The sequence below is a fragment of the Streptomyces sp. NBC_01476 genome, from assembly GCF_036227265.1.
GTDB lineage: Bacteria > Actinomycetota > Actinomycetes > Streptomycetales > Streptomycetaceae > Actinacidiphila.
The window spans coordinates 30,542-55,122 of sequence record NZ_CP109446.1 but is presented as its reverse complement, the minus strand read 5'-3'; the positions used below and the strand labels follow the sequence as shown (position 1 = coordinate 55,122).

The following is a 24,581-nucleotide window of genomic DNA, read 5'->3' as shown; positions in this document are numbered from 1 at the left end:
CCGTGACCACCGGCAACCCCTACCGCTCCCTGCCCGCCCGCTCCTTCTGGCGGCCCGCGGTCGCAGAACCCGGCATGCTCGGCATCGACGAAGTGTGGACGCCCGCCTTCCCCCTCGGCCCCGACGACCCGGTCCTGACCGCCGGCTCCTGCTTCGCCGCCCGCCTCGGCCCCGCACTCCTGGCCGCCGGCCTCAACTGGTACGACGCGGAACCGCCACCGCCCGGCCTCGACCGGGAGGAGCAACAAGCCCGGCACTACGGGGAGTTCTCCTTCCGGACCGGCACCGTCTACACCGCCGCGATGCTCCGCCAGTGGCTGTCCTGGGCGGCCGGCCGCACCCGGCCGCCGGACACCGCGTGGCCGCAGGACGGCAGGGTGTACGACCCGTTCCGGCCGAGCGTCGAACCCGCCGGGCACGCCTCCGTCGCCGAGATGCTCGCGGCACGCGAGACGACGCTGGAGGCGATCCGCCGGGGGCTGACCGCCGCGAGCTGCCTGGTCTTCACCCTGGGGCTCACCGAGGCGTGGCGGGACCGGAGCGACGGAAGCGTGTACGCCTCCTGCCCCGGAACCGTACGCGGCACCTTCGACCCGCGGCGGCACGCCTTCAGCAACGCCACCGTGGGGGAGGTGCACCGCGACCTCGCCGCGGCCGTGGCGCTGGCCCGCGTGATCAACCCGGACCTGCGGCTGCTGCTCACGGTCTCACCGGTGCCGCTCACCGCCACCGCGACCGGCGGCCACGCACTGGTGGCCAACACCTTGTCGAAGTCGGTCCTGCGGACCGCGGCCGGCGAACTGGTCAACGGCACCGAAGGGACCGACTACTTCCCGTCCTACGAGCTCATCTCCTGCGCACCCTTCCGCGGGGTGTTCTACGGGCCGAACCTGCGGTCCGTCACACCGGACGGCGTCGCCTTCGTCATGCGGCACTTCATGGCGGGCCTCGCCCGCGCCGGACACCCCGGCGACCGGCCGCGGCCCGAAGCCCCGACCGGCGACGCGGTCGGCGACGCGGCCGGTACGCTGCCGCACCGCACGCTGTCGGGAGGTGACATCTGTGACGACGCCGTCCTCGACTACTACGGCCCCCGCTAGATTCCTGCTGCTGGGCGACTCCCACGCCGGACCCGTCGGACGCGCCGCTCACGCGGCGGGCATCGCCTTCCAGGGCGGCCCGCTGGGCGCCGGACGGGAGTTCACCGGGGACTTCTTCACCGTCGCCGTAAAAGACGTGGTCTTCCGCAAGCAGGAGTCGGACGCGTACTACCGCGGCTTCCTCGCCGCCCTGGACACGCCGGCGCTCGGCGCGCTCACCGTCCCCCTGGTGTCGACGTTCGGCCTGTGCGCGCACTTCGTCGCCACCGCCGCGAACTGGCGGATCCACCGGCTGCCGGCGGGCCCGTTCGCCCCCGGATTCCTGGGCAGCGCCCTGTTCGACGCGATCGTGCTGGCCATGGTCGGCGGCGCGGTGGACTTCTACCGGCACGCCCTCGGACTCGGCCTGCGGGTCCTCGCGGTGATGCCGCCGCAACGCGTCCCCGACCACTGCGACCCGCTCGTCTTCGCCGCCGCACAGGAGAGCATCAGGACCGAACTGGTCCGCGTCGGCGTGGAGATGGTGGACCTGCGGGCCCGCTCCACCGGCCCGGACGGCCTGCAGCGACCGGAGTTCTGCGAGGCGGACGACGCGATCCACGGCAACCTCGCGTTCGGCCGGCTCATCCTGTCCGATCTGCTCGCCCGAGGGCTGTGAGATGCCGAGAGCCGCCAACTCCCGTGCGTGACGGGAGCGTTCCGCAGCCACCACCGCAGCGACCGCACCACCGCACCGAGTCCACCGGCCGCACTGAACGCACCGAATGCACCGAATGCACCGTCCGCACCCAGTACAGCACCAGCACCGCACCGGCACCGTATCGAGGAGGAGCCCATGGAGAGCTACGAGTTGGCGGCCGTCGCGGCCGTCACCACCCGGCCCGCCGCCGAGTACCGCACGATCGGTGTCGCACCGGTCACCCCCGTCATCGGTGCCGAAGTCACCGGCGTCGACCTCGCCCAGGAGCTTCCGGCGGAGCAACTGGCGGAAGTGAAGGCCGCGTTCCTCCGCCACCACGTACTGGTCCTCCGTGACCAGCACATCTCCGACGAGGACCACAAGCGCTTCGCGGCCCACTTCGGCGAGCTGCGCCCGGTCAACCCGGCGCCGCCCGAGGGAGATCCGTACATCCTGGAGATCAGCACCGACCCCGCCGCCGCGAACGTCGCCGGCAACGGCTGGCACGCCGACGGCACGGCCGACGAGGAGCCGTCGCTCGGCTCGATGCTGTACATCTCGCGCATCCCGGAGGGCAACAGCGGCGGCGACACACTGTTCGCCAACATGCACCTGGCGTACGAGATGCTGTCACCGGCGCTGCGGACCCTGCTGGACGGGCTGACAGCGGTGCACGACGGCGGCCTGGCGCTCAAGGGATACACCCCGCCGGCCGACTATGTGATCCCGGTGAGCGAACACCCGCTGGTGGTATGGCATCCCGAGACCGACCGGCCGGTGCTGTACGTCAACGGCGCCTACACCGCCCGGATCCCGCAACTGGCACCGGACGAGAGCGACGCACTGCTGCGCTTCCTGTGCGAGGTGCCCGCCCGCCGCCCGATGCTGACCTGCCGCATCCGGTGGGCGCCGGGCACCCTGGTGTTCTGGGACAACCGCTGCACCCAGCACCACGCGCTGTACGACTACTACCCGCTCACCCGCTACGGGCGCCGGGTCGCGCTCAACGGCGGTCCGCTCAAGGGCTGACAGAGCCGTCGGTGCCGTCGGTGCCGTCGGCTCCGACAGGGCCGGCCAGGGCGTGCAGCAGCCCCGCGGCGATACGCTCACGGGCCCGCCGGGCACGTCCGGGATCACCGTCGGCGTACGCGGTGACGACGGCGCCGACCCGGGCGTGCGGGAAGGTCGCCGCGTAGCCGTCCGGCTGCCCGGCGGCGTACGCGGCGGCCAGCGCCGCGGCGCCCGCGACCGTGTTCGCCTCCACGTGGGCGAGGCGGTTGGTGTCGGTGTTCTGCCGCGCGTAGACCTCGCCGTACTGCCGCGCGTCGCCCTCGGCGTAGCCGTTGGCCCGCGCGTAGGCGCCCGCGGCCGCCGCGGCCTCCGCGTACGCGTCCCGGTAGGGGTAGGCGCGGGTGAACAGGTCGCGGAGCGCGGGCTCCAGGGCGGCGCGCCAGACGGGCTCGGGGCTCGGCCGTCCTGTCAGCGTCCGGCGGTGCAGGGCCCCGACCGCGCGGTGCTCGGGCCCGGTGAGCAGCGGGTCGCCCGCGCACTGCCAGGCGTGCACGGCGGCCATCGGCAACTGCCCCTGGTGGCGCACGAGTTCGCGTTCCACCCGGTCCGTCCATCCCGCGCGGAGGCCCGCTTCGGGGAACAGGACGTCGGCGACGTGGTCGAGCCACGGTGGCGGAGCGGCGGTGCCCGGTTCCATGCGGCGTCTCCCCGGTGCGACGGTGAGCCTCAAGCAGTTTGCGGTGCCCCAACTGCCCCCAGGCTAGCGGTGGTGACGCGCTCCCGGCAGGGTGCCTCCGCGGGCGCGCGGCCGGGACCGTACTGTGCCGCTGCCGTGCGGCTGGGTCGTGACCACGTCCACGTCCCGGGTGGAGCCGGCTGCCGCGGCCACCCGGATCGCCTCTCTCGCCCCCGCTTTCTCCCGGGGTGGAGCAGCGGGTGACGGCACGGGCGTCCGGCACGCAGGTCTGTGAACTGCGCACCGGACGCCCGGGGTTGGCCATGGGGTGGAGTCAGGGGGTGGTGCTGAAGGCGTCGAAGTCGGTCTCGTTGGTGGTGCCCGACGCGTGGGAGGTGTTGGTGAGGCCGACGTCCTGGGTGGGCGCGGCCGTGGGGAGGTCGATCGTGCCGACCAGCTTCCAGGTGGAGTTGTCCTTCGAGTAGTAGCCGCTGTACGTGGTGCCGGTGCGGACGAGCTTCAGCCAGGAGGGGTAGGCCGCGGTGCCGGCGGAGTCCTGGGAGTCGAGGTGTCCGTCGCCGTCGCTGTCCCAGTCCAGGAGATAGCCGTTGCCGGGGGTCGCGACAAGGGCGAGATAGCCGGGTGAGGTGTCGGACTCGGTGATGTCGTTGCGGACCATGATCCCGGCCTTGGCCCAGACGTCCGTGTCCGCCTGGGAGTTGATCTTCACCGTGGTCGTGGAGCCGTCGTGCTCGGCGCCGGGGAGGTAGATCGCGCCGTACTCGTTGATGGCGTTGTACAGGTCGGCGCCCTGGGCGCGGATGCCGAGCTGGGTGCCGGACTGGCTGAAGACCGCCGTGGTGGAGGAGTAGGTCCGGTAAGGGGCGGTCACCGGGTGGTTGACGGTGAGGGTGTCACCCGCCGTCAGCCGGTTGGTCCCGGAGCGGTAGCGGTAGTCCGCCGTGCCCTGGAACGCGCTGGAGGCGAAGAGTTCGGCCGACGGCTCCAGGGTGACGGTGAAGGTGGCCCGCAGGGCGCTGCCGCCCTTGATCGTCCTCGCCCGCGTGGTGGAACCGGTGGTGATCTTCGTACCGGCCGGCCCGGTGAGCGTGAGGCCGGCGTCGGTGACCGGCCGGGACCCGTTGTCCGACAGGACCGCGGTGACGGTACGCGTCGTGCTGTCGCTCGCCGCCGGGGCCCAGTTGAGCGCGAACGAGACGTCGGGCGCCGCGTTCACCACGTGGCGGGCGGCGTGGACGCGGTACAGGGCCACACCGTGCGGCGGGACGTCTGCGGCGATCCGGCCCGCCGACTCGGTTCGCCGGTGGGTCCACAGGTCCTGCAGCGCGTAGTCGCGAGCCGCGGGCAGGCCCAGCGCCGTCGCGGTGGTGGCGACCTCCCGGGGCGCGGAGCCGGTGTTGAACAGGCCGACGATCGCGTCGCCGTTCGGCTCGGTCTTGGCGAACACCTGGGAGTCGGCGTCCGAGGAGATCCGCGTGGCGTCGATGCCGTCCTGGTCGACCGCGAGGACGTCGGTGTTCTTGAGCATGCCGAGGTCGGCCGGATCCAGGTGGGTCAGGTCGGTGCCGAGGAAGAGCGGCGACGCGGCCAGCGACCACAGGCTCATCTGCGTCCTGCGCTCGTCGGGGGTGAGGCCGTCGTCCGCGCCGTTCCCGATCTCCAGGGAGTCGTAGTCGTTGTAGCCGCCGGGACCCCCGTACGGTGCCCAGGCCGCGACCTGGTCGAAGCGCGAGGTGAGCGACGACCAGGTGGTCAGCGGGTAACTGCTGCCGTCCGGCCCGCAGTAGCACTCGATGTCACCGCCGGTGCGCCAGCCGTCGGACAACTGCTTCCAGGCGGCGGCGTTGTTGATGTCCAGGCTGTTGGAGAGCTCCAGGTGGACGTGGCGACCGGTCTGCCGCAGCGCCTTCGACCACGCCTGGACGTCGGCGATGTCGGGCGTGCCGACGCCGTCGATCTTCAGGTAGTCGATGCCCCAGCCCGCGAACTGGTCGGCCCAGGAGTTCACGAACTGCTGGGCGCCGGGCTTGGCGTAGTCGATCCCCACCATGCCGCCGCAGTTGTAGTTCGCCTCGGTGGCCGTAGTGGCGATGTCGGCTGCGTGGTAGGCAGTGCCCTTGATGGCGGTGTTCTGCGCCACGGCCTGCTGGGAGATGCCGGGCGTGACGTACAGGCCGAACTTCAGCCCGAGCGAGTGCACATAGTCCGCCACGACCTGAACACCGTTCTTCCCGCCCTTGGGCGGGAACTTCGCCGGGTCGGTGACCCAGCGGCCGTACTCGTCGACGTTCGGCCCCTGACTTCCCGGGCACTCGTACCAGAAGTCGTCGACGTTGGCGTAGACGAACCCGTTCTTCGCCAGCCCGCTGTCCTTGAGCGCCTTGGCCTGCGCCTCGATGTTCTGCGCGGTCGGGTTGCGACGGATGAAGCTCCAACTGCTCCATCCCAGCGCCGGTTTGGCCGCGGCGCCGTCGCCCTCGGCGTGCGCGGCCGGTCCGCTCGCCACGGTGATGCCCGTGGAGAGCAGCAGCGCTCCGGTGAACGCGGCCAGCCACCCGCGGATCGGTCTCCTCATGAGTTTCTTCCTCCATCGCAGCGCCCTGACAGCGCGACAGCCGGTGGTGGACGGCTCGCGCGACGGCCACCGCCGGCGGACGTCCTGCGCCGGCAGGGAACGGTCCGCCGCGCGGAACACCACCTGATGCACCTGATGCAACAGAAAGCGCTCAACACCCCAGCGGGCCGGGGCGTCGAGCGAACACAATCAAACGTCTTCCATCAGATAGCCCCACGCCACCAGCTCATGTCAAGCCTCATGCCCAACTCGGTTCCCACTCGCCCGGACCACACCTCCGACCCCACGCGCCCGTCACGCCGCCGGGGAAACGGCCGGACTCATGGGTCCCGGCGGGTCGGACCGGCCCGGACGTGCGGGTCCACGGCTGTCGGTGCGGGGGGCCGGCCGCCGTGCCCGGGGGGTGACCGACCCGGACGGGCCGGACATCGGATCTATCGTCGCGCGCACAAGATGAGTGCGCGCCTCTTGTATTTCGTTATTTACGAGTTTTACGTTACTGCCGTTCCTCGGACGCGGCTCCTGCCTGGCCGCTTCCCGCTGGTTCTGCGCTGGTTCGGTCTCCACCGGACGGGCGCACCTCGTCGATCCTCAGGAGGGCGCCAAGGTGATCGGTCGCCGATCCGGGCTCCTCCCGTACAGGCATCGGACCTTTCCGGCACCGTCCGTCGCCGGCATCGACCACGCGCCGCACCGTGCGGGGGCGGCCACCGTCCGCCCCACCCCGCAGACCAGCTCCCCATTTCTTCGCCCGCTCCACCCCTGCCTCGGGAGACATCCATGAGTGAGTCCCGCCATCCGCTCACCAGGCGCACATTTCTGGCCGGTACCGGCATCGCCGCCCTCGGCGCCGCCGGCGCGGTGCCGGCCGCGGCTGCGGCCCCGGCGGCTGCCCACACAGCGGTCCAGGCCGCCGACACCGTCCGGCGGGCCGTCACCCCCGTGGACCTGGTCGACCCGCTGCTGGGGGCGCTCACCACCTCGCCCGACACCGCCTGCGGCAAGACCTTCCCCGGCGCCGACACCCCGTTCGGCATGGTGCAGTTGAGCCCGGACACGATCAGCGGCGGCGACAACGGCAGCGGCTACTCGGCCGACATGACGACCATCGAGGGCTTCAGCTTCCTCCACCTCGGCGGCGTCGGCTGCTACGGCGACCTGGGCAACCTCCAGGTGATGCCGCAGACCGGGGAACTGGTCACCGGCCGCGACGCGGCGAAGAGCCCGTACCGCAAGGAGACCGAGATCGCGCGGGCCGGCTACTACGCGGTGGACCTCGACCGGTACGCGGTGCGCGCCGAACTCACCGCGGCCCGGCGGGCGGGCATGATCCGTTTCACCTTCGCCGAGGCGGGCAGCGGACGGATCAAGGTCGACCTCGCCCGGCGGATCGGATTCGACGGCTCCCACACCGTCGCACAGGAACTGCGGCTGGTGGACGCGCACACCGTCGAGGGCTCGATGCGGGCCGACCGCTCGGGCGGCGGCTGGATCTGCGGCAACGGGCCTGCGTACACCGTGTACTTCTGCCTCAGGTTCCAGGACCCGGTGACCGCCTTCGGCACCTGGGACGGGGAGACCGTCTCCCGTTCCGCCACCGAGCAGTCCAGCGCGAGCGACAGCGCCGGGTTCTTCGTGGAGTTCCCGGTGCGGGCCGGGCAGCGGGTGCGGCTCAAGGCCGGGGTGTCGTTCGTGAGCGTCGCCGGAGCCCGCGGGAACCTCGACTCCTCCCTGCCTGGCTGGGACTTCGACCGTACCGAGCGCCGGGCCCGCGACGCCTGGTCCGAGGCGCTCGGCCGGATCTCGGTCAAGGGAGGCACCGACACCCAGCGGGAGATCTTCTACTCGTCGCTCTACCACACCATGATCGACCCGCGGATCTCCAGCGACGCCGACGGCGCCTCCCGCTTCGGCGAAGGGCCGGTCCGGCACGACCCGTTCACCCAGCGGACCGTCTTCAGCGGCTGGGACGTCTTCCGCGGCGAGTTCCCACTGCTGACGCTCATCGACGAACAGACGGTCGCCGACCAGATCAACACGCTGCTGGCCCTGACGGACTCCGGTGCGGTGAAGGGTCTGGCCCGCTGGGAACTGCTGGGCACGGACACCGACACGATGGTCGGCGACCCGGCGGTGAACATCATCTCCGAGGCGTATGTCAAAGGCGTGCGCGGTTTCGACGTGGACAAGGCCTACGCCTACTGCCGCGACGTGGCACTGGGGCCGGCCGAGAAGTCCAACCGCAACGACTTCCAGAACTGGACCACCCTGGGCTGGTGTGTGGACACCAGCTTGTCCAAGACGCTGGAGAACAGCTACTCCGACTACGCGCTCGCCCGGTTCGCCGACGCACTGGGCCGGCACGCCGACGCCCGGCGGCTCGACGGCACCGCGCGCAACTACCGCAACGTCTTCAGCCAGGAGGCCGGCTGGTTCCGCGGCCGGAACGCCGACGGCTCCTGGATGGGCGACCAGGACGGCTGCATCGAGTCGAACCCGGACCAGCAGGGCTGGTTCGTGCCGCACGACGTGCCGGGGCTGATCAGCCTGCTGGGCGGCAGGGAAGCCTTCACCGAGCGCCTCAACGGCATGTTCGAGCGGACGCCGCCCGAGCTGATGATGAAGTGGAACGACGCGTACAACCACTCCAACGAGCCCGTCCACCAGATGGCGTTCATGTTCGTCTACGCGGGTGCGCCGTGGCTGACCCAGAAGTGGTCGCGGTACGTGTGCGAATACGCCTACGCAACGGGCCCGGCCGGCCTCGCGGGCAACGACGACTGCGGCCAGATGTCCGCCTGGTACGTGCTGGCCGCGACCGGCTTCTACCCCGTGGCCCCGGCGAGCGGGATCTACGCGCTGGGCAGCCCGCTGTTCGACGAGGCCGTGATCACCACAAGCCGCGGCACGCGGTTCACCGTGCAGGCGCGGAACAACTCCGCGGCCAACCCGTACATCAGGTCCGCCCGCCTCAACGGCCGCCCGCTGGAACGGGCGTGGCTCACTCACCAGGAGATCGTGGAAGGCGGCCGGCTGAGCCTGGTGATGGGCCCCGAGCCCGACAAGAAGTGGGCCAGCGATTCGCGCCAGGCACCCCCGTCGAGCACCCACCCGGTCCCGCCGGCTCCCCGCCGGCCCTGACCCGCAGCACGCGGCGCGACCTGTGCCCCGCTCCACGGGGGCACAGGTGATGCGTTCCGTGACCGGCCCGGAGGTGACGGGCGCTCAGCGGAGTCAAACCGTCGCCGAGACGGTCCCGGTGCTCACGGGAGCTGGTTGCGTCCGCCCGGGTGCGGGGTTGTCGTCCTCGGTGTCTCGGGTGACGCGAGAGCCGCTGCGAGGCCGTTCAGCCGCAGGCGCGTTCCGCCGCGGACGTGCGGCAGGTCGTCGCGTCCGTCGCCGGTCGGGGTGACGAAGGTGACCTGCTCCGTCCAGGAGAGTTCGGTCCCCGCCGACCCGGCGTGCAGCTCGACGGTGGCGAGGGACGCCCACCGCACCACCCCGTCCACCTGTGACGCGTAGACGTACACGATCCGGACGTCCGGGGTGATGTCGATGTACCGCGACCAGTACGCGAGCCGCTGAGGGGGCGCATCGGGAGTCGCGAAGGTGCTGAACGCGGTCTCACCACCGCCGACGCGGAAGTCGTGCTCGTACGTCGCTCCGGTGCCGGGGAGCTTGAACCACCGCCGCCGGAGCCCGGGGTCCGCGAACGCGCGGAACACCTCGGCGGGGGGCACGGAGAGGCGCAGCGTCACCGTGAACGTATCGTGCCGGACACCATCGTGAGCCTGCTCGGGTGGCAGCTCGGGTGGCGTGCCGTGGGCCTGCTGCGGTGCGCGGTCCCGGTCCTCGGTCATGACGGTGTCCTCCTGTAGGCAAGTTACGATCAGTAAGAAACGGCACGACCTGGTGGATTAGTCCGGCGCGGGATCACCCACTTTGACGTCACTTGCTCACGCGGGAGGAACAATCGTATGGACGCCGCGCTCCGTTCCGATCTCGCGGCCAGGGGAGTCGCCCCGGAATGCATCGAGACCATCGACCTCGTGCGGGACGTGCTCGCCCGCGTGGGAGACAAACGGACCGTCCTGGTGACCACCGCGCTCGCCCCGGGGCCGCTGCGCTTCACCGCCCTGCACGACCAAGTGGCAGGCGTCTCCCAGAGGATGCTCAGCCAGACCTTGCGGCTCCTGACCAGGGACGGTCTGGTGACGAGGACGGCGTACGCGGAAGTCCCACCCCGCGTCGAGTACGCCCTGACCCCGCTGGGCCGGTCGCTCAGCGACGCCGTGGACGGCGTCGTCCACTGGGTCCGGGAGCACCAGGCCGAGGTCATGCAGAACCGGACCGAGTCCGAAGCGGAACGCCGACGCGGCGGGCGCCTGCGCTGACCCGAGCCGGCACTCGTGCGTGTCCAGCTCGCCGTACGGATCCAGAACAGCGGTGGCGGCGCCTATCCGGTCGGTCAGCTTGCTGGCCCAGGTTCGGCCGCCGGCTGCTACAACTCCGTCGTGACCACACGTAATTCGCTTGCCGACCAGGAGCGGCGGTTGATGGACTGGTGCGGTGGCCGCTGAGATCACTGACGACATGAGGACGACGTTCCGCCGCGAGGGATATCTCATCGTTCCGGACGTGCTGACTCCTTCGCAGATCGACGCCGGACGCCAGGTGGTCGCAGCGATGCTGGCGAAGCAGCCGCCGGCCGAGGGACATGTGGGTCCGCACTTCGTCTTCCGGCACTTCGGCGACCAGGGGCACCCCCTGCTCGACTTCTTCTTCCGCACAAGGATCGGGGAGTTGGCTGGGCAGTTGCTCCGCGACGGGCTCGGAATCCAGCGGCCGGAAGGCGTACAGCTGGCCACCACGATCCCTCCCTGGCCGTACCCGCCAGGGGGGCCGCACGTCGATGGCCTGACTCCGACGGAACCCGACGGCCGCCCGGGCACGTTCACCCTGCTCGCAGGTACGTGGCTCACCGATCACACAACACCGGGGCGGGGCAACCTGTGGCTGTGGCCCGGTACTCATCTCAAGTTCGGTCAGTACCTCGCCGAGCGTGGAGCCGATGCGCTCACGCGCGTCGCGGACATGGCGCCCGGACCGTATCCGAAGATCGAACTCGGCGATCCGGTGCAGGCGGTCGGCCCGGCCGGGAGCGTGCTCTTCGCTCACTACCTGCTCGCGCACAACATCGGCGACCACACCGGCTCCGCCGGTGACGAGCGTCGGGAGACCCTTTACTACCGCCTGCAAGCTGACGGCCACCGAGCCCGATGGCAAGAGGCGGTCACCACACCGTTGACCGAATTCGCCTGACCCAACGGGCAACCGCGTGCGCGCACGGGACCCGCACGACCGTCTTCGGTAACGCGGACGACCCGCGGATCCCGCGGCACCGCGAGACCCACGGGCGAGGGGCTCCGACGGCCCACCCGCACAGACCAGGCAGCTAATCCCGCTCGTCGGAGATCCCGAAAGTGATTACGTAGCAGGCGAGTTCGCCGTCGGCGGTGTGGCCGATCCTGGTCGGGTAGGTGCCGTCGCCGGTCCTGAACACCACCGCATCCCGGCCGTCCTCGTCTTCGAACGGCTCCAGCGGACCGCCGAAGTCCAGATCGGCGTTGGCGTCCTCGCGGAAATCAAGGAACGTGCCGGCCTCGTTGAGCTCGCGAAGATACCGCGCGTCGATCAGGCTCGCCTCGCCGCCGTCCACCGGAAAGCCGCAGAAGTTCCGTTCGTCCAGCCCGGAGGGGTCCTGGCCGGGCAGCAGCGACATGGTCCAGGACGCGACCGGGGCATCGCGGATGACCAGTTTCACCGCCCGCGGCACCGGATAGCGACCTGGCGGCGCGGTTTCGGTGAACCCGACCGGCTCCCAGCGTCGGCCCGAGGCGACCACCTCGCCTGAGGGCAGGGACAGTTCGGCACCCAGCGGCTCGACGCCCGTGCCGGGCCCGCACCCGGTGGTGACCCGGGCGCCGCGGACGAGAAGCCGGTTGAGGTCCGGCGGTGGCAACGGCATGGGGCAAGCCAACCATCACCCGCCGACAGCCGCCGGCGTGCACCAGACCTGCACCCGTCCCCAACCACGGCTCACACCCTGATCCCTCGCCCTGGTCAATGAATCTGCTTCATTGGGCTGCAAGCGCGCCGAGCGTAGCGGTAGACCCGCGCCCCGGGCAGCTCCCATCCGCTACGACCAGGCACTCTCCAACACCCCCGAAGCGGCTCGAACGAAAATTGACCAGACTCTTCCTTCCCCGGAGTGCGGATGCCATAGTGACGGCGCAAATGAATCAAACTCATTGCGCTGCGAGGGAGTTGCCCTGTGTCCGGCGAACGTGACGTCCCGCCCGGGGGAGCCGAGACGGCAGCCGTCCCGTACCGCCCGGGCTACGAGGTCGTCGCAGAGCAACTGCTCACCTACGTCGCCGAGCAGAACCTGATGCCCGGGGACCGCCTGCCCACCGAGCAGGGACTCGCGCAGTTGCTGGGAACCACCCGCAACGTCACGCGGGAGGCGATCAAGGTACTGGCCGGGATCGGCCGGCTCACCGTGCGCAAGGGAGCGGGCATCTTCGTGGCGGCCTCACCCGGGGCGCTGAACGACGACCGTCTCGCGCACTTCCAGCCGACGCGCAAAGAACACGTGATGATGCTGATCGACTACCGGCAGCTCATCGAGTCCGACACCGCGCACAAGGCCGCCGCACTCGCCACGCCCCTTGAGGTGCGGGCCATCGGCAAGAGTGCCGAAGTCTCCCTCGTCGCAGCCCTCGCCGACGACATCCCGGCGTTCGCCGACGCGGACGAGCGGTTCCACGACTCGGTAGGAGCGGCCGCGCACAACGTGTTCCTCCGGTCGAGTGTCACCACCATCCGCCGGCTGATGTCCCAGACCGACATCCTCCTCTTCCACGGCGACATACCGGGGTCCCTGGACGTGGCGGCCAGGCAGCACCTCGCCATCGCGGAGGCCATCGCGTCGGGCAGCGCGGAGAAGGCCGCCGAGCTGATGCGGGAACACATCGACACGACTCGTCACCAGGTCGAACGCAAGATCCGCGACCGGCTCTTCAACCTCACCGCGCCGGTCGGTGCGGCCCGCGGACTACGCAGGCCACCGCAGAAAGGGCACGGCGGCTCCCCGCAGACCTCAGCCCCGTAAGCCTGCCTCGCCCCGCCCGCCGCGGTCCACCGGCACGACCGGCCGCAGGCACGCCGGCCGCCGACGCACTCCAACGGCCGCCGCCACCCGTCGTGACAGAAGAGCCCCGCGCCGGAGCGAGCCGCGGGCGCCGCGGCACCCCGGCCGCCGACGCATTCGAACGGCCGCCGCCACCCCGGCCGGCGCCGCCCGGGGCCGCGCCGTGCCACCCCCGCCCCACGCCACCGCACACCTCCACATCCCGCCCCCCACCTCCACACCCCTCGAATCAACGAAGCCTCGGGAGTGACACGCATGAAGAAACCCGGACTGCGCCGCCGCAGTCTCACCGTGAGCGCGGGCGCCGCCGTCGCCCTGCTCGCCGGTTTCCTGTCCAGCGGCTGGGCCTCCGCGTCCGCCCCGGCACGCTCGGCACCGCCGGCCGTCACCTTCTCCGTCGCCCCCGACGGGCACGGCTCGGCCTGCTCGCCGCACGACCCCTGTTCGCTGACCACCGCCCAGGCCAGGGTGCGCGCCGCGAGCCGCAGCGCACACGCCGACATCGATGTCGTCCTGGCCGGCGGCACCTACCGCCTCGACCGGACCTTCGCCCTCGACGCCGCGAAGGGCGACGGCGGGCAGTCAGGACACGGCGTCACCTACGAGGCCGCACCCGGCGCGCACCCCGTCCTCAGCGGCGGCGAGCAGGTCCAGGGCTGGAAGCAGGGCGCCGACGGCGTCTGGCAGGCCACGGTGCCGCCCGGCACGGACACGCGCCAGCTGTACGTCGACGGCGTACGCGCGATACGCGCCCGGGGCGCCGACCCGACCGGATTCACCCGGACCGCCACCGGCTACACCACCTCCGACACCACCCTGGACAGCTGGCAGAATATCTCCGACGTCCAGTTCGGCTACACCGTCGGCTGGACCGAGATGTCCTGCGGTGTGGCCGCCGTCTCCGGAACCACGGTCACCATGGACCAGCCCTGCTTCGACAACTCGACCAAGAAGCCCTACGGCGTCAACGCCAACCTTCCCGACTACGTCGAGAACGCCAGGGAGCTGCTCGACGACCCGGGGGAGTGGTATCTCGACAAGCCGGCGCACACCCTCTACTACAAGCCCCGTGCGGGACAGAACCTCAGGGCCGCGGACGTCGAGATACCGCGGCTGCAGACCCTGGTGTCCGGAACCGGCACCAAGTCCCGTCCTCTGACCGGCCTGTCGTTCAACGGCATCTCCTTTGCGTACGGCGGCTGGACGGAGCCCAACGGCCCCGACGGCTTCTCCGAGGTGCAGGCCAACATGCGGCTGACGGGCAACGGTGCCTGGGAGAAGCAGGGCTCCTGCGACCGGTACTCCTCGACCGACCCCGGCACCTGCCCCTACGGGAACTGGACGATGACGCCCGGCAACGTCGTCTTCGACCACACCCGGGGACTGGCCATCACGGGCAGCACGTTCGAGCACCTGGGCGCGGTCGGTCTGCAACTCGGCCGCAGCGTCGACGACTCCACGCTCCAGGGCAACGAGTTCACCGACATCTCCGGGAACGGCGTCGAGATCGGCAACGGCGCCGACGCCGATCCGGCGGACGTCACGCTCCTGCCGGCCCGTAACACCGTCGCGGACAACTGGGTGCACAACGTCGCGGTGGAGTACACCGGCGGTGTCGGCATCTTCCAGAGCTACACGCGCGACGACGTGATCGAGCACAACCAGGTCAACGACGTCCCGTACAGCGGTATCAGCTCCAACTGGGGCTGGGGCCGCACCCCCACCAAGACCAGGGGGAACAAGATCCTCGACAACCTGGTCTTCGACGCCATGCAACTGCGGTTCGACGGAGGAGGCATCTACGTCCTCGGTCCGGAAGGCGACTCGCTCGCCGACGGCCTGCTGGTCAGCGGGAATGTCGTACGCAACGGCGTCCAGGGCGGCCACGGCATCTACACCGACGGCGGCAGCGAGTACGTCACCCTCACCGGCAACGCGGTGTTCGGCAACGGGACGTTCTCGATGGGCGGCTGCAAGGAAGGCGACCTGCCGTACGGGAACTTCTCCTTCACCGGCAACTACGTCGAGGACACCGCACCCGACTGGGGCTGCGGCGATCCGGACAACCTCACGCTGGACAACACCCAGGTCGCCTCCGACGGCACCGGTGTGCCGGCGTCCCTCATCGCCGCCGCCGGGCTCGAACCGCGGTACGCACACCTCGCGTCGGCGCCCGCGGGCACCACCCCGAAGAACCTCGCCCTGGGCAAGCCCGCGCAGGCGCAGTTCATCGACGGCAGCACCGCCTCCCTCCAGCCGGGCACGCGGCTGTCCAGCGCCACCGACGGCGACCCGAACACCTGGGTGCAGGCGAGCGGCCAGTTCCGGTGGCAACTGGTGGTCGACCTGAAGAAGACGGACATCCTCGGCTCCGTGACCGTCGGGATGCCCGGGCCGCACTTCGCCACGGACTTCCATGTGGACATCTCCACGGACGGCGTCGCGTGGACGACGGCCGGCGCCGTCCACGACGCCAACGCGGGAACCGTGCCGGTCGTGTTCGCCTCGCCGGCCGCGGCACGGTACCTGCGCGTCGTCGCCGACAAACCTGACGACTGGGGACAGCGCGGTGACCAGATGGCCATCAGCGAGGTCGGCGCCTACGCTCCCACGAAGGGCAGGACCAACCTGGCGCTCCAGGCGCCCGCCCAGGCGCTGTTCACCGACCGCACCCAGGCGGATATGCAGCCGGACTCCCTGCCGTCCTACGCCACCGACGGCGACCCCGCCACCTGGTCGCAGGCCACCGGGCAGTACCGCTGGATACAGCAGATCGACCTGGGCAAGCCGCGGTCGATCGCCTTGGTCACGCTCCTTCAGCCGGACGACAAGTTCGCCACCGACTTCCACATCGACGTCTCCGGCGACGACTCGACCTGGTACACGGTGGCGCGGCACACCGGCAGCGCCGGGGGCCTCACCGGCGTACAGCTCGACAGGCCGGTGACGGCGCGCTACCTCCGTCTGATCGTCGACCGGCCCGACCAGGGCGGTCAGACCGGTGGCCAGATGGCGGTCAGTGAGCTGGGCGTCTACGGGCTCGACGGCAAGTAGCAGCAGGACGGACGGGGCGGGAACGGACACCGGACCCCCGCCCCGCCCCGTCTCACGCGGCCGTTGCCAACGCAGGAGCCGGCGCGCCGTCACCCCGGCAGGAACACGCGGTCCGCCAGGAGGAAGTCCCGGTGAGGGCCGGAGCCCGGTTCGCGTCCCGGGTCAGTGCAGCCACACCAAGGCTGCCGCCCGCAGTTCGCGCGCCGCACGGAGCGCCAGGTACTCCACGATGACCGGCTCGCCCTGGACCACGATGCTGTACCGCAGCCCGACCTCGTCGAGGCGCTGACCGGGCGGGGGCTTGCCCGCGTCGATCGCGCTCCCGGCCTCAAGGGCCAGCGCCGACAGGAAATTCAGCACCGCCCTCTGCAGTTCCTTCGGCATCGCCTCGACGGCGGCGGCCGGATGCGCTCCGACGGCCAGTGTCCAGCCGCGGCGGGGCTGAGTCACTCGGCAGCCAGGGGAACACCCAGCCGGCCTGCCAGGTCGCCCAGTCCTACCAGGCCCCGGCCGTCCAGCGCGGCTGACACCTGGTCCTCACGGCCGGGGACCTGGTCCAGCAGGGCATCGGTCCACCACCGCTCGATCACGCCCTCCAGGTCGGCCGCGTCGGTCTGGCCGACCTGGGCGTAGAACGCCATCCGCTTGGCGCCGCTGAGGGCCACCGCGATGGCGTCGATGGTCTTGGGAATAGCGGCCACCGAGCCGGCAGCTTGGTGGACGGGCTGTGCGCTCATCGCGTCCTTCCTCTCCCGCGGTGCGAGATCCGGGCCCGGCTGCTGTGCGGTGCCTCGCCCTCATGGTGGCACTATCAGCCACCCGGTGGGGAGACGATCCCCGAAGCGGCGGGCATGAGGCCCCTGGCTATTGACACCGAATGCGACGAGTGGGCTACTTAGGGTAGTTGAACTGTCACGGCCGTGGAGGAGAGGCTGCTTCGAGGGGCGCCCCCTCCGTCGGCGATCGTCCAAGGGAGGGCCTTATGCCGGTCGCACCGAATCAGGGATCCACCGGCGGAGGCGACGCGGTGACCCTCACCGGGAGCCACTTCACCGGCACCACCGCCGTGCGCTACGGCTCCCGCCCGGCGACGAGCTTCGTGGTCGTCAGCGACACCACGAGCAACTCCATCACCCCTTCAGGGCACGGCGCCGTCCCGGTCTCCGTGACAACCGCCGGCGGCACGGGGATCATCGGCACGTTCTTCTATCTGCCGCCGCCGTCCTTCCGCATCGAACCGCCGCCCGCCGGCCCCCTGGGAGGCGGCAACACGCTGATCTTCACCGGTCTCGGCCTCTTCACCACGAGCGAGGTCAGTTTCGGCACGGAGACCGCCGCGTTCACCGTCGACTCGGACGGCCAACTCACCGTGACCGTCCCGGCCGCGGCCTCCGCGGGCCCGGTCGCGGTCACCGTGACCACCCGGGGCGGTGTCGCCAGCGGGGTCACCTACACGTATCTCGACCCGCCCGCCGTCACGGTCGTCACCCTCGACTCGGGGCCGGTGGACGGCGGCAATCTCGTCGTCATCACCGGGACCGCGCTCTCCTACGCCACCGCCGTCACCTTCGACGGCGCACCCGCCATCTCCTTCCGGGTCGCCTCCGACACCGAGATCGACGCCGTGGTGCCGGCCGGCGCGCTCGGGCCGGCCGATGTCTCCGTCACCACCCTCGGCGGCACCACCACCGCCACGGACGCCTACACCTATCTGGGACTCTTCGCGGTCCTGGGCGGGGCGTCGGTCACCAACACCGGTCCGTCGATCGTCACCGGGGATCTCGGAATCAGCCCGGGAGCGTCCATCGACGGATTCCCGCCCGGCACGGTCAACGGAACCGTCCACATCGCGGATGCTGCCGCCGCCGACGGGCAGGCGGACCTGGTCGCGACGTACAACGCCGCGGTCGCCCAGACCCCGGACACCGGCATCGCCGGAGACCTCGGCGGCCTCACGCTGCTCCCTGGCGTCTACAACTCTGCCGCTGCCATCGGGATCACCGGCACCCTCACGCTGGACGCCCAGGGCGACCGCAACGCCGAATGGGTCTTCCAGATCGGATCGGCCCTGACGACGGCAACCGCGAGCAACGTGCTCCTCATCAACGGCGCGACCGCCAGGAACGTCATCTGGGCGATCGCGACGTCGGCCACCCTGGGCACGGACAGCGACTTCGCGGGAAGGGTGCTGGCCCAGACCACGATCACCGTGACCACCGGCGCGACGGTCGACGGCCAGGTCCTGGCCATCGACGGCTCCGTCATCCTGGACACCGACACCATCACTCGCCCGTGGTGAAGGAGCCACCCACCACACGAACGGACCGCACGCGCCGTCAACCATCGGTCCGCGTGCCCCGGTGATCCCCGGGCGGGCGCTCGGCCGGCTCCGTCGGCACGGCGTGCGACCCCTCGCGGCGTGAACCCCGCAGCCTCAGCGGGTCGTCGTGGTCGTCGTCGCGTCCCGCTGCGCCTGCGGCGCCTGCCGTACGTGCTCGGCGGCGGGTTCCGAGTGGTCGAGGAGGAGGTGCAGGACGAGGGCGAGGACGATGAGGCCGAGGACGACGAGGGTGTAGGTCTCGGCAGTGGGGCGGAGACCGATGTGGGTGTCGGCGAGGCCGGCCGCGACGGCGGGGACGCTGAAGGCCAGGTAGGAGATGACGTACACCGCGGCGATGAGGGCGCCGCGCTCGTGGGACCTGGCATTGCCCGCGACCGTGCCGAACGCAGCCATGGCGACCGCGCCGAAGCCCGCGCCGGCGACGACCGTACCGGCGACGGCGAAGGAGACGTGGCCACCGTGAAGGCCGATGAGCAGCAGGACCGTACCCAGGCCGAGGGCCGCGGCGGCGGGCAGCAGAAGACGGCCGGCGGGAACAGGACGCACGAGGAAGGAGGAGAGCGCCGCCACCGCGCAGAGCAGTGCGATGACGATGCCGCCGATCAAGTGGCTGCCGAGGCCGAAGACGCCGACGGCGACGGACGGACCGAGGGAGAAGTAGAGGCCGCCGAGGGCCCATCCGGCGATCAGGACCGGGATGACGGGGACGATACGGGCGCGCAGATGACGCGGGATGGCGGCGTTGGGCCTCAGGCTCCTGACGGCTCCGGGGCGGCGGACGACGGTCTCGGGCATGGCCGTGACCACCACTCCGGCGAGGACCATGCCGGCCAGCAGTACCGCGTAGACGAGGTGGGTCGGGGCGGGGCCGTACTGCACGAGGGCGCCGCAGCCCAGCGCTCCCAGGGCGAGGCCGGCGGTCGGCGCGACCGAGTTGACCGCCCCGGCGCGGTGCTTCGCCTGCGGGTGCGCGAGATCGACGAGCGCGGCGCCCAGGACGGAGATCGCCGCTCCGGTGGCGACGCCCTGCAGCAGCCGGGCGGCACACAGGACGGCCGTGCTGTCGGCGAGCAGGAACACCACCAGCGACACGGCCTCCAGGGCGATCGCCCCGGTCAGCACCGGGCGGCGGCCGACGTGGTCGGACAGGCGCCCCACCACCAGCAGGGCGGCGAGCAGGCCCAGGACGTAGATCGCGAAGATCACCGTCAGGACGGTGGGCGAGAAGCCCCACATGCGCTGGTAGACGACGTAGAGCGGCGATGGGGCGCTGGAGGTCGCCATGAAGAGCGTGACCAGGGCCGCGGTGACACCGAAGAACGTGCTGTGCCGTCGGGTGTAAGCGGGCTCCGGCTGGGCGGTGGTCATCGTCGGTCGGTCTCCCGGGTTCGATTAATGCAGCACTCACTGCGTTACGCGCACCGTACCCTAACGCATCATCCATTGCATTAGCTTGCCGCAGTCATCCGTGCGATAGTGGGACCATGTCGAGTCCATCAGGCGTCGCCGACGAGGTCGGAAGCGCCTCAGGCCCGAAGGGCGCCACCGGCAGCCGGCCGGGGGGCAGGTCGGCACGGGTGCGTGCCGCCGTCCACGCCGCCGTCCACGAGCTGCTGACGGAGCAGAGCATCGAGGCCCTGACTCTCCCCGCGGTGGCCGCCCGGGCCGGAGTGCACCCGACGACGCTGTACCGCAGGTGGGGGTCGGTCGCGGAACTGCTGGGCGACGTGGCCTCCAGCCGGTTCGGCGGCCCCGACCGGGCGATCGTCGTGCCCGACACCGGCAACCTCCGCGACGATCTGCGGCAGTGGGCGGCGAGCGTGGCCACCGACCTCGCCGACCCCGACGTCCTGACGCTGATGAGAGCCACCATCGGTGCCGGAGAGGAGGGCGGCTGCCTGTGCCGGGGCGACCGCATGGACCAGCTAGCGGCCATGGTGAACCGCGAGCAGGAACGCGGGGGCGCGGCCATCGACATCGAGCACGCGGCCGACATCCTGCTGGCTCCCCTGTACTACCGGGCCGTGTTCAGCGAAGCGCCCGGATCCGCCGCCTGGGCACGTTCACTGGTGGACAACCTGACGTGACCCCTCCGGCGCCGCCCGGAGCGCGCGGTCGGCCGCGGCCGAAGCACCCCGATGCGGCGGCGGCCCCCGACCGAGGTGGCGGTCCATACGGGTCTGCCCCCTGAAACAGCCCCTGAAATCGGGGACTCCCGGGGGCCCCGGGAAGGGGCCCGTAGGCGACTTGGCCGGTGCCTGGCTGCATTTCGACCGTGTCCCGCGACTTCCAGGGCCGCCTGCCTCCCGGCAGGCGCTCAATCGCCGGCCCATGCCCTCGCCGAACCGCCACTGACCTGGTGGCTCCCGGGAATTCGCCTAGGCTGGGCAGCTCTGCTGGACCCGGCCGGAGGGGGATGACGTGAGCGGGGACGCCAACGGATACGACGTCACTCACATCACGGTGCTGCAGGGGCGGGAAGCCATACGGAAGCGGCCCGGCATGTACGTCGGCTCGACCCGTGAACCCGGCCTGCACCAAGCTGTGTTCGAGGTCGTGGGCCGGGCGGTGAACGAGGTCCTGGCCAGCCGTGCCGGTTCCGTCGACGTCACCCTCACCCCGGGCTGCGTGAGCGTCGCCGACGACGGGCCGGGCGTCCCCGTCGAGGCTGCCGGGGACGAGGACGGTCCCGGCCTCGAAGCTCTGCTGACCCACATGCACCCCAGGGCGAGGCCCGGCCGGCGCACCACGAAGGCCCTGTCCCTGCCCGGAATCGGGCCCTGTGTCACGAACGCCCTATCCAGCCGCCTGACGGCCGAAGTGCGACGCGATGGGACCCGCTGGGTCCAGGAGTATACGCGCGGCCTCGCTGTCGCCCCGCCCACCGCCGAGGGGCCGGCGTCCGGCAGCGGGACCACCATCACCTTCCGGCCCGACCCCGGCATCTTCCACACCGTGGAGTGCTCCTTCGCCGTACTGGCAGGGCGCTTCAGGGAACTGGCCTTCCTGAACCCGGACCTGGACATCTCACTGACCGAGGCGCGCTCCCCGGACGCGCCCCGGTCGGTACGGTTCCGATTCCCGGGCGGAGTACGGGACTTCGTCGCCTTCCTCGACGCGCCGACGGGGACCCCCGTTCACCCGGACGTCATCGCCGTCGCATGGGAGGACCCGCGGATGGCGGGAAGGGCCGAACTGGCCCTGCGGTGGAGCACCTCCCGCGAGGAGCGGATCCGCAGCTTCGCCAACAGCCGGCCCACCCCCGTCGGCGGCACCCACGCGGCGGGCTTCCGCGACGGGCTGGTGGCCGCGGTCAACGCGTACGCATGCGAGCACCGTCTGCTGACGGCGTCCGACCCCGGCCTCGGCGCCGACCGCATCGGCGAGGGCCTGACGGCAGTCGTGTCGGTGAAGCTGGACCACCCTGAGTTCGAGGGCGCCACCCACGGCGCGCTCGGCAACCCCGCAGTGCGCCCCTGCGTCGAGGAGACGGTCCGGGAACACCTCGGCAGATGGCTGGAAGAGCACCTGGAGCAGGCCGCGGCCGTCACCGACCGGATCATCGGAGGACCCCAGCAGCAGCCGAGCGGCAACCGCCCCTCGCGGTAAAGGAGACAGCGGCAGCGATCGACCCGGAACACGCCCGACGGCCGGCCTGCCGACCGCGGGTCCCGGGCGGACATGGCGGAAGGCTTCGCGGGGGCCGGAAGGGTGGAACCGACCTCTTCCCATCCCGAACTCCCGGAGCGGCCGAACCCGCTCAGGTGAACTCCCCACCCCTTGTGCGACCTCGCTCAGCGAGCCGGATGGCGCAGTTCTGTTCGATGAGGACCTGCGTGAGAACCCCTCCGCACGCCCGTCCGGGCACCTTGGCGGGGGGCTTGAGGCAGTACACCCCGGCTTGCGCGGCGCACGTACGCGTCTGTGCACCAACCGGGAAGCCACACGCCGGTGTGCGCAGCACCGTCGGTGCCGGAAGGTGGCCGCAGACGTCCTCGCGTCGGCACGGCGTGCCCGTAACGAGCGATCGGACGGCATACCGGCATGCCCGCACGAAGGGGGTTCTGGATGAACGGCTTCGGCCTCGGAGGTACCGATGTGGGGAAAGCTGACGTGACGTCAGAACGGAAGAAGGCCGGCGGACACCCGGGCGGGAGATGGCGGCGCCGGGCGGCCACCGCGCTGCTGGGCGCCGCGGTGCTGGCAGCCGGTTCGGTGTCCGGGATCGGCCCGGCCGGGGCGAACACGCCCGGCCACCCCGGCACACCGAGCGCCCCGACCACGGTGTTCACCGAGGGCTTCGAGCACGGCCAGGGCGCGGCGGTGACGACACTGACCGGCTACACCGGTGCCGCGCCGCTCGCCGAGACGTACGCGGCGGACCCGGCGTGGCTGACGTCCTGCAACGGCCTGCTGGTGTCCGAGCAGGCCCCGGCCTCTGCTCCGCCCGGAGTCAACTGCGGCGGTTTCTGGGAGGCGAACAAGCAGATGGCCGCCGCACTGGGCACCTGGGCAGGTGGCGACGCGTCCGTCAACCATTCCCTCACCGCCTACACCCAGAGCGACCCGGGCCCGGGGCGCACCGAACTGCAGACCGTGAAGCCGATCCCGCTGAGCGCGGACAGCCGGTTCCTCACCTTCTCGGTGGACGCCGCGGCCCAGAACTGCTTCACCACCCACCCGTTGCTCGCCTTCTACCTGCTCGACGGCGACACCGCCCGCGCCGCGTTCAGCTCTCCCATCGACCCCTGCCAGAATCCCGGCAGCGTCATCGGCGGCACCTCGGTCGGCACCTACGCCAGCAACGGCTCGGTCCTGTTCACCGGCGACTCGGCCGGCATCCGGCTGGTCAACGAACAGGCAAGCGGCAACGGCAACGACGGCGCGATCGACAACATCCGCCTGCTGGACGCCACCCCGCAGCTCGACCAGGGCTTCGCGCCGGCCCAGCTGCCCGTGGGCGCGCCCACCACGCTGACCTTCACCATCACCAACACCAGCGAACTGGCCGCCAAGGACGGCTGGTCCCTCACCGAGCAACTGCCCGCCGGCCTGCGACTCGACGGCAACAGCGCCGCCACCAGCTGCGGCTCCGGCACGGCCACCGCGGACGCCGCGCACGGCACGGTGACCGTGCACGGCGATCTGGCCGCGGGGCAGCAGGACTGCACCGCGACCGTCCGGCTCACCTCCACCACCGGGGGTACGTATCAGGTGTGCGGTTCGGCGGTCACCGACGCGGCCGGCGTCGACCTGCCCGGCTGCACCTCGGTGACCTTCACCGCACCGGTCTTCGACGCACGCTCCCACGGCGTGCAGCTCACCTCGCCGCTGCTCCACGTCGGCCCGCTGCCAGCGTCCGCGCACTCCTGCACGCCGCTGCCGGGCGACGACACCCACTCCGTGCTCAGCGCCGGGCTCGGCACCCTCGGCGGCCTCGGCGTACTGACCACCGACGCCTCCGGTACCGTCGGCACCGACGGTACCCGCACCGCCGCGGCCCACGCCCGGACAACCGGGGTCAACCTGCTCGGCGGCCTGATCACCGCCGACCTCGTCGGCACCTCCGCCCAGGCGCGGCAGCCGCTCACCGGCACCGGGCCGGGTGCGATCACCCTGACCGGCGCGACCACCCTGACCAACCTCCGCGTCGCCGGGGTCGCCGTCTCCGCGAACAGCGCACCGAACACCACCATCGCCCTGCCGCTGGTCGGCTCACTGGTCGTCAACCAGCAGACCCCCGTCGCCGCGGGCAAGGGCATCAGGGTCACGGCACTCTCACTGACCCTCCTCACCGGAGTCCACGTCACCATCGCCCAGAGCACCGCGGCCCTGCTCACGACCACCGACACCTGCCCCGCCGCCTGATCCGCCCGCCCGCCGCCTGATCCGCTTGCCTGGCGGCTCATCC

General features: G+C 71.3%; 19 protein-coding genes. 12 read left to right on the top strand and 7 right to left on the bottom strand.

Annotated elements, in window-relative coordinates:
* The first annotated feature begins 2 nt into the window (after positions 1 to 2).
* The 3 genes from OG552_RS00220 to OG552_RS00210 all read left to right on the top strand — a co-directional run bounded on the left by OG552_RS00220 (position 3) and on the right by OG552_RS00210 (position 2,808).
* A complete protein-coding gene (locus tag OG552_RS00220; protein ID WP_329128501.1) occupies positions 3 to 1,100 on the top strand; it encodes a GSCFA domain-containing protein in 1,098 nt (365 codons plus the stop codon).
* Positions 1,063 to 1,758: a hypothetical protein gene (locus OG552_RS00215; protein WP_329128500.1), complete on the top strand. Its 696-nt coding sequence runs from the start codon at positions 1,063 to 1,065 to the stop codon at positions 1,756 to 1,758. Before OG552_RS00220 ends, OG552_RS00215 begins: the two co-directional genes overlap by 38 nt.
* Before the next feature lie 177 nt (positions 1,759 to 1,935).
* Positions 1,936 to 2,808 (top strand): TauD/TfdA dioxygenase family protein, encoded by an 873-nt coding sequence (locus tag OG552_RS00210; RefSeq protein ID WP_329128498.1) that lies wholly within the window; start codon positions 1,936 to 1,938, stop codon positions 2,806 to 2,808.
* On the opposite strand, the gene OG552_RS00205 is transcribed toward OG552_RS00210, so the two are convergent.
* On the bottom strand, positions 2,798 to 3,487 hold the full coding sequence (locus tag OG552_RS00205) for a SpcZ (RefSeq protein WP_329128497.1): 690 nt from the start codon (positions 3,485 to 3,487) through the stop codon (positions 2,798 to 2,800). The genes OG552_RS00210 and OG552_RS00205 overlap by 11 nt on opposite strands.
* Before the next feature lie 313 nt (positions 3,488 to 3,800).
* Positions 3,801 to 6,062: an NEW3 domain-containing protein gene (locus tag OG552_RS00200; RefSeq protein ID WP_329128495.1), complete on the bottom strand. Its 2,262-nt coding sequence runs from the start codon at positions 6,060 to 6,062 to the stop codon at positions 3,801 to 3,803.
* A 780-nt stretch (positions 6,063 to 6,842) separates the two neighbouring features.
* Between OG552_RS00200 and OG552_RS00195 the strand changes: the two genes are divergently transcribed.
* Positions 6,843 to 9,203 carry a GH92 family glycosyl hydrolase gene (locus OG552_RS00195; protein ID WP_329128493.1) on the top strand — a complete coding sequence of 787 codons (2,361 nt, stop codon included), beginning with the start codon at positions 6,843 to 6,845 and terminating at the stop codon, positions 9,201 to 9,203.
* Between the two features lie 122 nt (positions 9,204 to 9,325).
* Here OG552_RS00195 and OG552_RS00190 read toward each other — a convergent pair whose 3' ends face one another.
* A complete protein-coding gene (locus OG552_RS00190) occupies positions 9,326 to 9,922 on the bottom strand; it encodes an SRPBCC domain-containing protein (protein ID WP_329128491.1) in 597 nt (198 codons plus the stop codon).
* A gap of 117 nt (positions 9,923 to 10,039) precedes the next feature.
* Here OG552_RS00190 and OG552_RS00185 point away from each other — a divergent pair, with 117 nt between their 5' ends.
* Complete coding sequence (locus tag OG552_RS00185) at positions 10,040 to 10,456, top strand: winged helix-turn-helix transcriptional regulator (protein ID WP_329128489.1); 417 nt, start codon at positions 10,040 to 10,042, stop codon at positions 10,454 to 10,456.
* 175 nt (positions 10,457 to 10,631) lie between these two features.
* Entirely contained in the window at positions 10,632 to 11,384 is a 753-nt protein-coding gene (locus OG552_RS00180; protein WP_329128487.1) for a phytanoyl-CoA dioxygenase family protein, read from the top strand.
* Positions 11,385 to 11,517: 133 nt separating this feature from the next.
* On the opposite strand, the gene OG552_RS00175 is transcribed toward OG552_RS00180, so the two are convergent.
* Positions 11,518 to 12,090 (bottom strand): DUF4241 domain-containing protein, encoded by a 573-nt coding sequence (locus OG552_RS00175; RefSeq protein WP_329128485.1) that lies wholly within the window; start codon positions 12,088 to 12,090, stop codon positions 11,518 to 11,520.
* A gap of 306 nt (positions 12,091 to 12,396) precedes the next feature.
* Between OG552_RS00175 and OG552_RS00170 the strand changes: the two genes are divergently transcribed.
* Together OG552_RS00170 and OG552_RS00165 are read left to right on the top strand one after the other, a co-directional pair.
* Positions 12,397 to 13,236, top strand: coding sequence for a FadR/GntR family transcriptional regulator (locus OG552_RS00170; RefSeq protein ID WP_329128483.1), 840 nt, complete (start codon positions 12,397 to 12,399; stop codon positions 13,234 to 13,236).
* A 294-nt stretch (positions 13,237 to 13,530) separates the two neighbouring features.
* Positions 13,531 to 16,329 (top strand): discoidin domain-containing protein, encoded by a 2,799-nt coding sequence (locus OG552_RS00165; RefSeq protein WP_329128482.1) that lies wholly within the window; start codon positions 13,531 to 13,533, stop codon positions 16,327 to 16,329.
* A 162-nt stretch (positions 16,330 to 16,491) separates the two neighbouring features.
* On the opposite strand, the gene OG552_RS00160 is transcribed toward OG552_RS00165, so the two are convergent.
* A complete protein-coding gene (locus OG552_RS00160; RefSeq protein ID WP_329128481.1) occupies positions 16,492 to 16,779 on the bottom strand; it encodes a hypothetical protein in 288 nt (95 codons plus the stop codon).
* A complete protein-coding gene (locus OG552_RS00155; RefSeq protein ID WP_329128479.1) occupies positions 16,776 to 17,066 on the bottom strand; it encodes a hypothetical protein in 291 nt (96 codons plus the stop codon). The genes OG552_RS00160 and OG552_RS00155 overlap by 4 nt, the downstream gene beginning before the upstream one ends.
* Positions 17,067 to 17,311: 245 nt before the next feature.
* Here OG552_RS00155 and OG552_RS00150 point away from each other — a divergent pair, with 245 nt between their 5' ends.
* Complete coding sequence (locus tag OG552_RS00150) at positions 17,312 to 18,628, top strand: ice-binding family protein (protein WP_329128477.1); 1,317 nt, start codon at positions 17,312 to 17,314, stop codon at positions 18,626 to 18,628.
* 135 nt (positions 18,629 to 18,763) lie between these two features.
* On the opposite strand, the gene OG552_RS00145 is transcribed toward OG552_RS00150, so the two are convergent.
* On the bottom strand, positions 18,764 to 20,038 hold the full coding sequence (locus OG552_RS00145) for an MFS transporter (RefSeq protein ID WP_329128475.1): 1,275 nt from the start codon (positions 20,036 to 20,038) through the stop codon (positions 18,764 to 18,766).
* Positions 20,039 to 20,154: 116 nt separating this feature from the next.
* Here OG552_RS00145 and OG552_RS00140 point away from each other — a divergent pair, with 116 nt between their 5' ends.
* The 3 genes from OG552_RS00140 (at position 20,155) to OG552_RS00130 (ending at position 24,538) form a co-directional block, all read left to right on the top strand.
* Complete coding sequence (locus tag OG552_RS00140; protein WP_329128473.1) at positions 20,155 to 20,757, top strand: TetR/AcrR family transcriptional regulator; 603 nt, start codon at positions 20,155 to 20,157, stop codon at positions 20,755 to 20,757.
* Positions 20,758 to 21,091: 334 nt separating this feature from the next.
* The gene (locus OG552_RS00135) at positions 21,092 to 22,279 is read left to right on the top strand and encodes an ATP-binding protein (RefSeq protein ID WP_329128472.1); all 1,188 of its coding nucleotides are present in this window, start codon (positions 21,092 to 21,094) and stop codon (positions 22,277 to 22,279) included.
* Between the two features lie 504 nt (positions 22,280 to 22,783).
* Entirely contained in the window at positions 22,784 to 24,538 is a 1,755-nt protein-coding gene (locus OG552_RS00130) for a choice-of-anchor P family protein (RefSeq protein WP_329128470.1), read from the top strand.
* Positions 24,539 to 24,581: the final 43 nt, after the last annotated feature.

What these genes read in the sequence shown, in the direction of transcription:
- OG552_RS00145 (WP_329128475.1), bottom strand. Translation starts at nt 20,038, where the DNA reads ATGACCACCGCCCAGCCGGAGCCCGCTTACACCCGACGGCACAGCACG.
- OG552_RS00210 (WP_329128498.1), top strand. Translation starts at nt 1,936, where the DNA reads ATGGAGAGCTACGAGTTGGCGGCCGTCGCGGCCGTCACCACCCGGCCC.
- OG552_RS00165 (WP_329128482.1), top strand. Translation starts at nt 13,531, where the DNA reads ATGAAGAAACCCGGACTGCGCCGCCGCAGTCTCACCGTGAGCGCGGGC.
- OG552_RS00140 (WP_329128473.1), top strand. Translation starts at nt 20,155, where the DNA reads ATGTCGAGTCCATCAGGCGTCGCCGACGAGGTCGGAAGCGCCTCAGGC.
- OG552_RS00155 (WP_329128479.1), bottom strand. Translation starts at nt 17,066, where the DNA reads ATGAGCGCACAGCCCGTCCACCAAGCTGCCGGCTCGGTGGCCGCTATT.
- OG552_RS00200 (WP_329128495.1), bottom strand. Translation starts at nt 6,062, where the DNA reads ATGAGGAGACCGATCCGCGGGTGGCTGGCCGCGTTCACCGGAGCGCTG.
- OG552_RS00150 (WP_329128477.1), top strand. Translation starts at nt 17,312, where the DNA reads ATGCCGGTCGCACCGAATCAGGGATCCACCGGCGGAGGCGACGCGGTG.
- OG552_RS00195 (WP_329128493.1), top strand. Translation starts at nt 6,843, where the DNA reads ATGAGTGAGTCCCGCCATCCGCTCACCAGGCGCACATTTCTGGCCGGT.
- OG552_RS00175 (WP_329128485.1), bottom strand. Translation starts at nt 12,090, where the DNA reads ATGCCGTTGCCACCGCCGGACCTCAACCGGCTTCTCGTCCGCGGCGCC.
- OG552_RS00190 (WP_329128491.1), bottom strand. Translation starts at nt 9,922, where the DNA reads ATGACCGAGGACCGGGACCGCGCACCGCAGCAGGCCCACGGCACGCCA.
- OG552_RS00185 (WP_329128489.1), top strand. Translation starts at nt 10,040, where the DNA reads ATGGACGCCGCGCTCCGTTCCGATCTCGCGGCCAGGGGAGTCGCCCCG.
- OG552_RS00205 (WP_329128497.1), bottom strand. Translation starts at nt 3,487, where the DNA reads ATGGAACCGGGCACCGCCGCTCCGCCACCGTGGCTCGACCACGTCGCC.